The organism is Flavobacterium mesophilum, from assembly GCF_039581405.1.
Taxonomy (GTDB): Bacteria; Bacteroidota; Bacteroidia; order Flavobacteriales; family Flavobacteriaceae; genus Flavobacterium.
In genome coordinates, this window is sequence record NZ_JBCPXZ010000008.1 from 63,648 (window position 1) to 78,276 (window position 14,629).

Sequence of the window (14,629 nt, forward strand, 5' to 3'; positions counted from 1 at the left end):
TTAAATGTATTTTAAATCTGCAAAATACCGCTTGTGTAAAGACGATAATTATTTAGAAATTATAGATACCACTTTTTATAACGAAGCAAAGCCTCCAAGAAATAATAATCAGCATACGTTAACGGAACATCAATCTCACTGTTGTGCGGAATTGATCCCACACTATGCATTAAAAGATAACCTCCATTTGTACCTAATTTAGCTCGATATTTTGGACCAGACAATGATTTCAAGATTGTTTTTGCAGTATCAACATAATTTTGTTTTTCTGCTCCGTCAGTATATTGTCCTAATTCCAGCAATGCTGAAGCATAAACTGCCGCAGCCGATACGTCTCTTAATGCATTTGGAATATTTGGTGCATCAAAATCCCAGTACGGAACTTTGTCTGCAGGCAAATTAGGATTGTTCAAAATGAATTTTGCAACACCTTTTGCTTGCTTCAAATATTCAGGATTTTTTGTAAAACGATACATCATCGTATATCCATACAAAGCCCAGCCTTGTCCTCTGCTCCATGCACTAGAATCTGCATAACCTTGTGCTGTAACTTTCTTGCGAACTTCACCTGTGTTCAAATCATAATCCAATACGTGATAACTGCTGAAATCAGGTCTGAAATGATTTTTAATTGTCGTATTAGCATGATTTTCTGCTATTTCTGCAAAACTTTTGTCATTGCTGTTTTGGCTAGTCCACTCCAGCATTTCAAGATTCATTAGATTATCAATAATAACTGGACCAACAAAACCTTTCTTTTTTAAAGCTCCTTCAGTAACCTCCCAAGATTGGATCACTTTGGCACCCGCATGATATCTTGTCGCCAATGATTTTGAAGATTGAAGAATCACCTTTTTGTATTCTTCATTTTTTGTCAATCGATAAGCGTTTCCAAAACTACAATACATCATAAAACCTAAATCATGGTTTTTGGTGTAATACTTTATGGTGTCCAATATCGTAAGCCTTTTTTCAGCCTCCTTAAGCACTAAAGGCTTTTTAGTATATTCGTAAATATACAGCAACGTTCCGGGATAAAAACCACTGCACCACCAGTATGCATCAGAACTAACATTGTGACCGCTCTCAAATGTTCTTGGCATTGAGTCTGATGGCGTGGCTTTCTCCAAAAATTGATATTGCTTCTCGGCAAAAACAAAATTTTCCTGAATCATTTTTTTCATTGCAGAATGATCCTTGCTATCGCCTTTTTGAGCAGAAATAGAAAAACTGCAAAACGACAATAGTATTAAATAATACTTGATTTTCATGAATTTAAATAGTTTATAAAAAGTTGGTAAAAATGTAGTCAGTGATTTTTACCAACTTTTTTGATTATCGGTTCGAAATTACCAGCCTGGATTCTGGCTTTCTTTAGGTATTAAAGTATTCGATGCTATTTCTAAAGAAGGAATTGGGAATAGTAAAAACTTATTTCCTCCAGCAAAAGCATTTTTACCTCCTAAAGCACCGTATTGTTGATTTCCAGAAGTCAATGGGCCTGAAGTAGGCGCTGCGGCCATATCATCACTTACAGCTTTCATTGTAGGCAGAAATTTATTCCAACGGATCAAGTCCATTTTGCGCAAACCTTCAAAACACAATTCACGCATACGCTCATCCTCAATAAATTGTTGAAAACCAGCTTTAGAACTTGCAGCCGTAATTGTTGCTACATCAGAAATTGCATATGGAGCAGAAACATCTGTGCGCCCATATCCTCTGCGTCGCACTTGGTTCACTGCAGCTTGTGCCGCTGCTGTTGGACCGTTTACTTGATTTTCAGCCTCTGCGTACATTAACAACACATCAGAATATCTTAAGATTGGGAAATTAATTGCAGTATAATTTTGATCTCCTGAAAGATTAATTTCATACTCTCTTCTCCATTTTGCGCAATCCCTGCCGTATTGTACAGTTTTAGCCAGATTGGTTTTAACCGCTGTAGTATTATTTATAGTATAAGTAGTCAAATTCCAATCGCGACGCAAATCAGCTCCTGTCGCATCATAAGCTCTAAATAATTTTCCTGTTCCTTTTATAAAACCCCAGCAATACTGACCAAACAAAGGATTAGAAGAGGTTGGCTGAAAAATAATACCATTATTATTTCCTACACGCCCTCCTTCATTATAACCTCCGCCACGAGCCTTGAAATCAGCTTCCCACATCAATTCTTTTGTATCGTAGCTATCAGCTGCTTCGTTAATAAAAACTTGGCGATATGCATTATTAGACGTAATTCCATTTGAAGGATTAATTACATCATAATAGTTCGCAGGCTTGCCAGCAGGTGGAGTCGTCTGAAAAGCAACATTCAAACTATGTTGTCCTGAATCTATTACTTTTTTTGACCAAGCCAAAGCGTCATTGTATTTTGAAACATCATTCAAAGGATACCCTGCCATTTGCAAACAAACTCTAGCAAGCACTCCCTGCACTACTGTCTTGTAAACACGGCTTGAATATGCTGGTCGCGTTGCACTAACTTTAGCTTCGGCATCTGTCATGTCTTTTAAAATTTGTGCATAAACTTCGTTGGCAGCTGTTCTTGCCATTGAAACATTATTAGGATTTGTAGTAGGCGTCAATCGTAAAGGCACATCTCCAAATCGGGTTACCAACATGAAATAATAATACCCCCTTAAAAACAAAGCTTCGCCCAAGATTTGTTGTCTTTTTTCTTCATCCATCTTTGGCAAATTGATATTAGCGATCATGTCATTTGCCCTGTTGATACCATCATAAAGGTTAGCCCAATAATCTGAAATTAGTACAGTACTAGCATCAAAATTATAAACCATTGGCCCCGTTATTGTAGCAGCACGAGCATAATATGATTCATCTGTACCTGATTCCAATTGATTCCATAACTGATTGGCATATAATTTTTCAGATCCCAATGGATCATAAACTCCTGCTAAAGCATCGGTTAATCCTTTTTCATCTGTATAATATTGTTCTATGGCTATTTTTTGAATAGGCTCAGTGTCTAAGTAATTTTCACAAGAAGTTGTGCCCAACGCCACCAATCCTAATAATATATATATCTTTTTCATTTTGAAAGTCATTTAATGTTGTTAAAAGGAAATATTTGTAGTAAAAAATACAGTACGAGCTCTAGGATAAGACGAATAATCAAATCCAGGCGTCAAAGCAGAGTTATAAGTATTTACCTCTGGATCTGATCCGCTGTATTTAGTCCAAGTATATAAATTTGAAGCTGACAATGATAACCTCATTGATTTAAGGTGTATTTTTTCTACAAATTGCTTATCAAAATTATACCCCAACGCTACGTTTTTTAATCTCAAGTAAGAACCGTCTTCAACTATTCTTGACGAATATCCTACAGGTGTACCAACATAACCTTTTGTTCTTACAATATCAGAATTTGAGTTCGTTGGAGTCCATCGATCTTGATAACTCGCAAACTGATTTAAACCTTCACGACCTGCTCCTGCTCCTAATTGATTTCCATCAAACAAAATACGGTTCGTATTCATAATATCATTTCCATAAGACCATTGGAAGAAAATGTTCAAATCGAAGTTTTTATACGTGAAATTATTTGTAAATCCACCAATATTTAAAGGGTTACCATTTCCTATTTTAGTATAATCCTTTGCGTTGATTGTTCCATCTCCATTTTGATCTACATATTTAACATCACCTGGTTGTACATTTACATTTCCGTTATTAGCAAGACCTGCTTTCAACTTGTAAGGATCAGCTGCTGTACCAGTACCTGTGAAATCAGAATATTTGTAAGTTCCTGCATATTCAAATCCGTACATTTCTCCTAAAGGTCTTCCTACTACTGCATTATAAGCACTTACCCCTTTGTATTCTGTATCCCAGTTAACAATAGACTCTAAGTTGTTTTGACCTTCTGCCAAAGCCAATAATTTATTTCTGTTGAAAGAGATGTTAGCGCTAGTGGTCCAAGTGAAATCTTTAGTAACAATGTTTTGAGTAGTCAATGACAATTCCAAACCTTTGTTTTCTACACTTCCGATGTTTTTAAATGCAGTTGTAAAACCAGAAGACAATGGAAGGTTCGTTCTCAACAACAAATCTTTAGTTGTTTTTTTATAGACATCTGCAGAGAAAATAATTCTTTGTTTTAAGAAACCTAAATCGATACCTGCATCAAATTGCTCTGTTGTTTCCCATTTCAACTGAGAATTTCCTAATTTTTGAGCTGTTGCGCCTGTCACATAATTATTGTCAAAAATATAAGTTCCGTAAAATGGATTGTTTGGATCATAATAAGTAGTCAGATAATCAAAATCGCCTACTCTGTTATTACCTGTCTGTCCATAGCTTGTACGCAATTTACCTTCAGATAAAATGTTGTTTTTTAAGAACTCCTCTTCACTGAATTTCCAAGAAAGTGCTCCCGAAGGAAAATAACCCCAATGATTTTCTGAAGGAAATTTAGAAGACCCATCCGCTCTGTATGAAGCTGTTACAAAATATTTAGATGCGTAATCGTAGTTTACTCTACCTAAAAATGAAGCCATTGTCCAAACTGAATTACCCGGATCGATTCTTAAAGCCGTACCAGAATCAAGTGAATCAAATCTCAAGTCCTCGTTAGCAACTGGAATTTTGTTTGCAGCTTTTCCATAAGACTCGCTCTCTTGTTTTTGAATCGTAAATCCTCCAAGAGCAACAATGTGGTGCTTTTGTATTTTCTTATCCCAAGTTAAAGTATTCTCATTCAAAAAGTTGGTATAATTGTTATTCATCATTTTTCCATTCACACCCGCTGCACTACCTGGACGACCTAATGTAGTATATGAGTTATAAAATTCATCTTTTTCAGATTTGTTATCTACATATCCTACAGTTGATCTTAATTTCAATTCTTTGGTAAATAAATACTCTACATAACCATTGATAGAGAAATTATTAGTCGTAGTTACATTATAAGTATTCTTAAGGTTGATCACAGGATTTACTCTTAAATCAAATCCTGAATTAAGGTTTGGATCTATAAATTCGTCTTCAGGATTTAGCACGCTTGGCGAATATGGACGCATACCCCAAACTGAAACCATTACATTTGCTGAACCGTTATAAATTGCCGCACTCGGATCAATACCAGTTTGCTTCAAATAACTGTAATTTGAATTAATTCCGATTTTAAGTTTGTCCGTAAATTGGTAATCTGCATTAATACGACCTTGATATCTGGTATAATTTGAATTCAATAAAATACCATCTTGATCAGTGGTTGAGCCACTAATAGCGTATTTCAACTTTTTTGTTCCTCCTGTTACAGAAAGGTCATTTTTTGTGAACAATGCCACACGAGTAGATAAATCTTGCCAGTCTGTACTTCCTTCATTTCTATAACTTTCTAATGTTCTGTTAGGATCAGTAAGATAGATTTCAGTTGGTGATTTTGGAGTTGAAGTCGCAAGCGGATTCAATTCCAATTGATACTTTACAAACTCATACGTGTTCATCATATCCATTTTGTTTGCAATTTGCTGTACACCTACTGAACTAGAAAATGAGAAAACTGGTTTGCCTTGTTTACCTCTTTTGGTTTGGATTACAATAACACCATTAGCTCCTCGAGCACCATAAATAGCAGTTGCAGATGCATCTTTCAAAACATCTATAGAAGCAATATCCTCAGGGTTTATTATGTTATTGTTTCCTCCTTCAACCAAAAAGCCATCAATAACATATAAAGGACTATTTGCCTGTGTCACTGAATTGTTACCTCTAATAACTATATTGGTTCCTGCACCTGGCATACCATCTGCTGATGTTACTTGAACCCCAGCCACACGGCCAGCCAAAGCATCATCAAAAGAACGAACAGGAGTCTTTTTTAAATCAGACATGTTTACGCTGGCAACAGCTCCAGTCAAATCTTTTCTTTTGACAGTTCCATATCCAATAACTACAATTTCATCCAGATTGTTTGTTGACGATTTTAGTGTCACATTTAAAGTTTTTTTATCTCCAACAGTTACGGTCGAAGTTTCAAAACCTATATAAGTAAAAACCAATTGGTCTTTTGAGTCTGCTTTTATACTATATTGTCCTGTATAATCTGTTAATACAGCATCTTTAGTTCCTTTTACTGTAATCGTAACACCAGGAAGCGGATCTTTCTTATCATCTACAACAACCCCTGATATTGTTTTCTTATCCTGTGCCTGTGCAAAAAACGGAATAATGATCAAACAAATACCAACAAATAAATGTCTTAAAACCTTTTTTAAAGGCTGGTATTTTAAATTCAATTTTTTCATAATTCTTAAATTTAGTATTGGTTAAAGTTAGTTTAGTTTTGTCATGTTTGTATCGATTGCGAAAACGTTTTCTTTTCAAAAATCATTTTTCAAATTTACTTCGATTTGGTTCGTTTAAAGGGGGATTATTTTCCTTTTAAGGGTTAAAATCTTCCTTTTTACGGGGTTTCAGCTTAAATCAAGCTTTTTCGATGCTTTTTATTTCAATCCTATAATCACCGAATAATTTTTAGTTGATTTAGTTCATTTTCCGACTAGGAGTTTTCATTATTTCAGCTAATTCGTTTGCTAAACTTTTTGTTTTTTCAGGCATTTGAGTAGCCAGATTATGTTCTTCTCCAGGATCTTTATCCAAATCATAAAGTTGTGGACCTTGTTGCAAGCCTGAATCAACACTTTTATTGATGAGCCATAAAGGTGGCTGTTGCGTTTGCGGAGCAATATATTTCCAATTTCCCTTTCTTATGCTCATCGTAAAAGCTTCTTCAATCAAATATTGACGGCCTTTTTTATTTTTCCCTAATAACGCGTCAAGCATATCAAAACTGTCAACAGCAGTTTCCTTATTATTGATATTTGAACCTATAAGTTTGGCAAATGAAGCAAAGAAATCAACCTGACTGATTAATGCATTACTTTTTGCCGGTTTGACTTTTCCGGGCCAATATACAATAGTAGGTACGCGAGTTCCTGCTTCGTAAGCACTGTATTTCCCTCCTTTAAACTTTCCTGATGGTTTATGATTCCCAATGTTTGACAATGCTTGATCTGCGTAGCCATCGTCTAAAACAGGACCATTATCACTGCTAAAAACTATAATAGTATTCTCTGCAATCTTAAGTTCATTGAGCTTTTTCATAATCTGCCCAGTTACCCAATCCATCTGCACAATGGCATCACCTCGAGGTCCCATTTTTGTGCTTCCAACAAATTTTTGATTAGGAGCTCGCGGTACATGAATGTCAGGCAAAGCAAAATATAAGAAGAACGGTTTTTGGGTATGGCTTGAAATAAAATCCGTTGCCTTATTGGTTAATACATTCGGGAATTCTTCGTCTTTCCAATAAGCATTATGCCCTCCGCTCATATATCCTATTCTACTTATTCCATTAACTACAGTACCACTATGTTGCGGATCAGCAAGCATTTTTAAAATTTCTTCATCTTCTGCGCCAATAGGATCTGTTCCTATCCTTTTATCATAATTGACTATTATAGGATCGTTCTCATCTCTATTCACTACTGTATGATTTTCTACAAATACCGTTGGTACTCGATCTGGCGTTGCAGGAATTAAAAAACTGTAATCAAAACCTATTTCCAATGGTCCGGGCTTAATTTCTTTATTCCAGTCAGGTTTTCCGTTTCCTAAACCTAGATGCCATTTACCAATTGCTGCAGTAGCATATCCAGCACTTTTGAACATATCAGCAATCGTTTCTTTATTTGGATCAATAATTAAAGGCGCGTCACCTGGTAAAATGGCTGCATTATTTCTAAAAGCATAGCTTCCTGTAAGCAATGAAAATCTCGATGGTGTACATGTCGAAGCCGTACAATGTGCATCCGTAAATTGAATTCCGCCAGCAGCAAGAGCGTCAACATTTGGCGTTTTTACGGCAGTTGCTCCATAACAGCTTAAATCACCGTAACCCAAATCGTCAACATAAATAAATATTACATTTGGCGGTTTAGAAACCAATTCCTTCTTTTTTGGTGAACATGACACTACTAGCAACATAAGTAATGCACAGCAGGGAAAAAATATCTTCTTCATCTTTTAGTGGTTAGATTGATACTAATTGATGATTCAAATATAATTTTGGCAGTTTTTTAAAGAGAGTATTTTCATCCTTTTATGGGTCAAAATATTCCTTACGATTATATTTCAATATTTTACACTCTACTAATTTGAATAATACTGCATTAAAAATTCACTCCAATACAAAATATCATCACAACAATTTTATAAATGCTACGACTCTGACAAGCAAATTTCATACTGATAAAAAAAATTGATTTTAATTGTATTGCATCGTTCGATCATTTTATTATTTTTGAACAATAATTACAATCCTAACAGATTAATTTCCCCCTATATAACTTAATCTGCATTTTAGTTCCAAAGTCCAAATATTTTAACAGTATCAATTCGATACTTACTTTAATATTAATCTAAAAATTCTTCAATGCCTTTTAACACTCATAATAGGGTAACTGTCTTGGTCTGCATTTTCTGCTGGGGTTTATTTTCTACGACCTCAAAAAGCATCGCACAGACAAAATCTATATCATTCAATCGTCTTGATGTCACTAACGGTCTTTCAAACAATTCTGTTCTATCAATCGCTCAAGATTCTGCCGGTTTCATTTGGCTAGGAACCAAATATGGTCTTAATCGATATGATGGCCGTACATTCAAAATCTTTAAAAATGATCCTTCAAATAAAAAGACCATATCGTCAAACGATTTTATCAAGAAATTAGAAATCGATTCTAACAAAAGAATGTGGGTTGTTTCGGATGGACTGGATTTATACCATTCTGAGGATAATTCCTTTGAGAATATTATTTCACAAAAAGAAAATGTCGGACGTGTTTTAAAAGATTCAAAAGGCAATTTGTGGGTAGGTTCTTCATCTCGATTGCAATTTAAGGCTGTCAACAGCACGAAGATAGTTCCGATCAAAATTAGCCAAAAAAAACTGCAGGTATCTGAGCTTTTTGAAGACCATCAGTATCATATTTGGGTTGGAACTTCTGATGGTTTATTCGAACTTTTCTTCGTCAACCAAAAACTTCAGATAAAACGTCACTTCAGCTCCACATTCAAAGAAGATGAAAATATCGGATTAATAACAACTATTGTTCAAGATGAAAGCCTGAAATATTGGATCGGTACTAGAAAAAATGGAATATATCTTTTTGATAAAAAAACATCAAAATTGACGCATTTCATAAAAAACATCAGCGATAAAAACTCTTTGGTTAATAATAATGTCCGCAAAATTTTGCGACACAAAAACGGATCATTGTGGATTGGCACGCAAGATGGTTTATCAATTTTAAATCCGTATACACACAATTTCATCAATTATCAGCACGATCCAGTTAATCCAAACAGTTTAAGTCAAAATTCGATTTACGACATCTTTCAGGACAAAAGCGGTTCTGTTTGGATAGGCACTTATTTTGGTGGTGTCAATATCGTTTATTCTGTAAATACACCTTTTGTGGTCTACCAGAATAAAATTGATAAAAACAGTCTCAGCAGCAATATAATCAGTTCAATTGTTGAAGATCAGAATAAAAATCTTTGGATTGGCACTGAGGCGGGAGGACTAAACTATTTTAACAGAAATACCAACCAGTTTACTAGCTATAAAAACAATATTAATGATGGAAAGAGCTTAAGTTCGAATCTAGTAAAAGCTATTGCCATTGATAAAAACCAAAACATTTGGATTGGTACAGGATTGGGAGGATTGGATTTATTTGATCCAAAAACGGCAAGTTTTACAATTTTCAAGCAAAATGCAAACAACAAAAATAGTCTGATATCAAACAACGTGAATTGTTTGATTGTCAACAGACAAAACAAATTATTTATAGGAACAGACGTCGGTTTGAATATTTATGACATTGCACAGCAAAAATTCAGTTTTTTTGCCACTAATGGGAAAACCTTTTTAAATAAATCAATCAATGCTCTTTATGAAGATAAAAAAGGAAATATCTGGATTGGCGGTCCCACAGGTATTCATATTTACCAAAACGCTAAGCTCCAATACAAACATTTTAGAAACAATTCGGGCAAGCAATTTGAACATGATATAAATTGTTTTTTTGAAGACAGCATGGGACAAATGTGGGTTGGCACCTATCATCATGGCTTGGCATTACTTAATCTAAAAAACAATACTTTTAAAATTTTTGATATAAATAATGGCTTGTCCAGCGATAATGTATTGGCAATAACAGAAGATAATGACACTAATTTATGGATAAGTACTGATAATGGATTGGTCAAATACAATCGTGGTAAAAATTCCTTCAGAAGTTTCAATATCTTGGATGGTCTTCCTGATAATCAATTCAATACTAATTCTGTACTAAATGATAGTGAGGGACAAATCTTTTTTGGAACTTATAATGGATTGGTAAATTTCAATCCACAAAGAATAGAACGAAATGGATTTCCTCCTGCCACTATACTATCCAATCTAAAACTATTCAATATCCCTGTCAAAATTGGAGATGAAAGCGGTCTATTAAACAAAGACATCAATTTTACTGAAACACTGACATTTGACCATAGCCAGAACATTTTTACAATTGAATTTTCAGCATTAAATTTCATAAAATCAAACAAAAACAAGTATGCATATATGCTTGATGGTTTTGAAAAAAACTGGAATTATGTTGACATTCCTTCTGCCACGTATACTAATTTACCTGCTGGAGATTATCATTTTTTAGTGAAATCAGCTAATAATGATGGGATATGGAATACCGAAATCAAAAAAATCAATATCGAAATCCTTCCTCCAATCTGGAAAACTTGGTGGGCTTATCTCCTTTATTTTGCTACTGTTTTTGCGATTACTTATTACATTATGAAGTTTTTAAAAGCAAGAACTGAATTAAAACAAGAACTTCATTTCGAAAAAATGAAATTGGATTTTTTCACTAATGTGTCACATGAGATTAGAACTCCATTGACTTTGATTTTGGGGCCAATTGAAAAACTAGAAAAACTAACAACCGAAAATACACCAGCAAAAAAATATGCTCTAAGCATAAAAAACAATACCGAAAGATTGTATCGTTTGGTAAATGAACTATTGGATTTTAGAAAAGCGGAATCTGGAAATATGCGCCTTTATTTTTCTGAAGAAGAATTGGTTGGTACTTTAAAGGCAATTTACGAAAGCTTTCAGACTTTAGCTGAAGCAAAAAATATTGACTATACTTTTAAAAGCAGTGATTCTGAAATTTTGGTTTATTTTGATAAGGACCAAATAGAAAAAGTGTTTTTCAACTTATTGTCAAACGCTTTCAAGTTTACTCCAAATGGAGGGGCAATACAATTAAAAATAGCATTAAAAAAACAAAAAGTAAAAATTACCGTAACCGATAATGGTAAAGGCATCGCAATTCATAATCTTGATGCCATATTTACCAATTTTTATCAGGCAGATCAAAGCTTTGGAACCGGAATTGGCTTAGCGCTAACGAAGAGCCTTATCGAACTTCATAAAGGAAAAATCAGTGTAAAAAGCAAACCTGCTTCTGAAGAAAAGGCAGGAAAAACCACATTTGTGGTTGAGCTTCAACTGGGTAGAAATCATTTAAAAGAAATTGATATTACACCAATACCAAAAATTGAAAATACAATTATTGAAGATGTTGTAGATCCTGCAACGGAAAATTTTATTGAAAATCAAACAGAGGAAAACAAAGAAAAAAAGGCCACTATATTAATTGTAGAAGATAATGATGAAGTAAGAGATTTTATCAAACAATCTCTCGAAACAAATTATCATGTATATGAAAGCGAAAACGGATTAGAAGGCTGGAAAAATGCACTTCAAATTATTCCAGATCTAATCATTAGTGACGTTATGATGCCGGTTATGGATGGGCTGGAACTTTGCGAAAAAATCAAAACAGATGTCCGCACTTCGCATATTCCTGTAATTTTACTGACTGCAAAATCTGCACCGGTTCATCAAGTACAAGGCTTGCAACAAGGTGCTGACGTATATGTAACTAAACCTTTTAATGACCAAATTCTACAATTGAATATTAAGAATTTGCTTTCCTTAAAAGCAACATTGCAAAAAAAATACAGTGAGCAGATTTTAAAATTGCCAATAATAACAACAACGGAATCATCACAAGAAGAAATTTTTCTTCAAAAACTGCAACAAATCGTCGAAAACAATATTGGTAATGCAAATTTAGATTTAGGATTTATTACGACTGAAATCGGGATGAGCAAATCTGTTTTGTACAAGAAATTTAGTGCTCTTACTAATTTATCCTTAAATGAATTCATTAAAAATCAACGCTTAAAACATGCGGTAGAATTATTTCAAAATGGAGAAACATCAACCTTGACAGTTGCCTTACAAGTGGGTTTTAATGATGTAAAATACTTTAGTAGGGAATTCAAAAAAATGTACGGCATCACGCCAGCTGAATATATTAAAAAATAAAGGACAGCTATAAACTTACGCCTTGCATTTCCGTTTAAATAAACCAAATTCTGACTTAGTATTTACAAGATTAACTGCCAAAACAATCTTTAAAAACATATCTGTATCTCTACCAAACTCTCTCAATTGTTGCGAATTGACAGTCCATTCAATCCATCCAGATTTTTTCACTTTTATCTCAGCCAATAAAGCTCCGGAGATTACTTGATTTTTATTATTGTAATCAGACTTTCTTTCGTCTGGCATGCAATATATACTACATGCAAGATTTTCTGGTTTGGGATAAGCACTTGAAATATTCATTCGCAACGTGGCATAATCAAAGTTTTTTATTCCACTTACGTCAAATTTTATATAAATCTCTTTATAAAAATCTATATTACGCTCCTTTTTATTCACCTTAAAGACTTTAGACGTTTAATTAATATCAAAATTAATTTGCATCCTGATCATCGTGGTAGATAATAATGTTTTATTGGATGAAAATCTTCCGTAAATAGTTTTTTATCTTTATATTAACTACTGGATTACACTGTTTTTCAAAAAATACTCATATAGATTAATGAGACTTATTTCTTTCATTTAAAAAGAACAGTGTTGTCTTCATTAAAAATGCTATTTAATCATCTAATTTTTATGAAGAATATTGATCAAACTTCACTTAGAACTAAAAGTTTTATGGGAAAAATTACCTTCCTATAATCATTTAAAATATTAAAAAAATCAAGCAATTATTGCCTTATCTTTTTTTTCAATACTGTTTAAATATTCTGTGGGTGTATGCAAAGTGATCTCTTTAAAATATCGATTAAAAGAAGATTTAGAATTGAAACCAGATTCATATGCTAACTCTAAAATATTAATAGTCAGATTTTGTTCTGATAAATATTTGAATTTATCTTTTACATATTCTATTCTGTATTCATTCACAAAAGTATAAAAAGGCTTATTCACAAAATGATTCAACGTTTCGCTGATATGATATTTATTCAGATTAGTAAGTTTTGAAAGTTTATCAAGCGTCAAATCACTATCTAAAAAGTATTGTTCTTTTTCCATTACTTTCTCAAGCTTTAGCACTATTTTAAACATTTCGCTCTGGCTTAAAATTTCTCTTCTTTTTTGAGGTAATTCAGACTCTTTATCCTCGAGGGCAACATCTTGTTTTTTTTCAGAATTCTCTAAAAAATCATTAGCTACATTCGAATTTATTTCATGAGTACTTATTCTGGAAATAGTATAATTTCCAACAGATAAAAATAGTTCCTGCTTGTTATTTTGAAAAGTATGATCTGTAAAAGCTCCATATTTATACGTGATTATTCTAATCGTAATAACGATAAGAAGCGTATAAATAATACTTCTGCTTAAGTAATTTAAAGACATTAGAAATGAGCCAAAAATTGTAAACAAAGTTCCTAATATTCCAATACACAAAAAAAGTGAAGCAAGCTGTACAATCAATTTTTTCTCGTGACAATTTCTAGGCAGTTTATTGATAGCTAAATAAATAATTCCGCACGAAAAAATGATATCAAGCGGAAGTAACGTATAAAGACTAATCGTATTATACCAATACAAAACCTGATAGGCATTTGGCGAAGTAGCAAATAATACGCAAACCGTAGAAAAATAACCAATTGCACCAATTATAAAAGGAATAAAAAGATACCATTTTGAAGCACTAACAAATTCAGGTCGTATCGTTTTCAAGGTATATAAATACAATAAAGGAATGTAGCAGAATCCGATAAAAGTATTCATCATATTGAGTACTTGCTGATCTTCAACGAAAGTAAAAATGAAAAATTTAATCGAAAGATGTAATCCTATACAGATTACCAACGAAATCAACAAATCATCTGCATTTTTTCTGTATTGACTTCTTAAAAGTAAAACCGCCGCTAAAAGTGCCTGAAATATTCCTATGGCAATAATGTATTTCATCTAAAAATCTTTGTGCTAAAGTATCAAGTCGCTGTTAATTTAATGTTTCTAAATTGAGAAAAAATTGATTCATAACAATTTAATAACAAATATTAAAACTTTAAAAATCAATACATTACAATAAATACAAAAGATTGATACTGTGCCAAAGTAGTTCTAGTTTGACAAAGTCGTTTCGAGGTC

Annotated in this window: 7 protein-coding genes; 1 reads left to right on the forward strand and 6 read right to left on the reverse strand. The window is 33.3% G+C overall.

The window, feature by feature from the left end; translation table 11 throughout:
* Positions 1-59 precede the first annotated feature (59 nt).
* From AAYQ19_RS20780 to AAYQ19_RS20795, 4 genes are all read right to left on the reverse strand, one after another.
* The gene (locus AAYQ19_RS20780; RefSeq protein ID WP_343539005.1) at positions 60-1,271 is read right to left on the reverse strand and encodes a glycoside hydrolase family 88 protein; all 1,212 of its coding nucleotides are present in this window, start codon (positions 1,269-1,271) and stop codon (positions 60-62) included.
* A 78-nt stretch (positions 1,272-1,349) separates the two neighbouring features.
* The gene (locus tag AAYQ19_RS20785; RefSeq protein ID WP_343539007.1) at positions 1,350-3,059 is read right to left on the reverse strand and encodes a RagB/SusD family nutrient uptake outer membrane protein; all 1,710 of its coding nucleotides are present in this window, start codon (positions 3,057-3,059) and stop codon (positions 1,350-1,352) included.
* Positions 3,060-3,080: 21 nt separating this feature from the next.
* Positions 3,081-6,278 carry a SusC/RagA family TonB-linked outer membrane protein gene (locus AAYQ19_RS20790; RefSeq protein ID WP_343539008.1) on the reverse strand — a complete coding sequence of 1,066 codons (3,198 nt, stop codon included), beginning with the start codon at positions 6,276-6,278 and terminating at the stop codon, positions 3,081-3,083.
* A gap of 238 nt (positions 6,279-6,516) precedes the next feature.
* The gene (locus AAYQ19_RS20795) at positions 6,517-8,055 is read right to left on the reverse strand and encodes a sulfatase family protein (protein WP_343539009.1); all 1,539 of its coding nucleotides are present in this window, start codon (positions 8,053-8,055) and stop codon (positions 6,517-6,519) included.
* A 412-nt stretch (positions 8,056-8,467) separates the two neighbouring features.
* On the opposite strand from AAYQ19_RS20795, the gene AAYQ19_RS20800 reads away from it, so the two are divergent.
* A complete protein-coding gene (locus AAYQ19_RS20800; protein WP_343539010.1) occupies positions 8,468-12,499 on the forward strand; it encodes a hybrid sensor histidine kinase/response regulator transcription factor in 4,032 nt (1,343 codons plus the stop codon).
* Positions 12,500-12,514: 15 nt separating this feature from the next.
* Here AAYQ19_RS20800 and AAYQ19_RS20805 read toward each other — a convergent pair whose 3' ends face one another.
* Together AAYQ19_RS20805 and AAYQ19_RS20810 are read right to left on the reverse strand one after the other, a co-directional pair.
* Positions 12,515-12,898, reverse strand: a complete 384-nt coding sequence (locus AAYQ19_RS20805; protein ID WP_343539011.1) for a hypothetical protein — start codon at positions 12,896-12,898, stop codon at positions 12,515-12,517.
* A gap of 324 nt (positions 12,899-13,222) precedes the next feature.
* The gene (locus AAYQ19_RS20810; protein WP_343539012.1) at positions 13,223-14,446 is read right to left on the reverse strand and encodes a helix-turn-helix domain-containing protein; all 1,224 of its coding nucleotides are present in this window, start codon (positions 14,444-14,446) and stop codon (positions 13,223-13,225) included.
* Positions 14,447-14,629 lie beyond the last annotated feature (183 nt).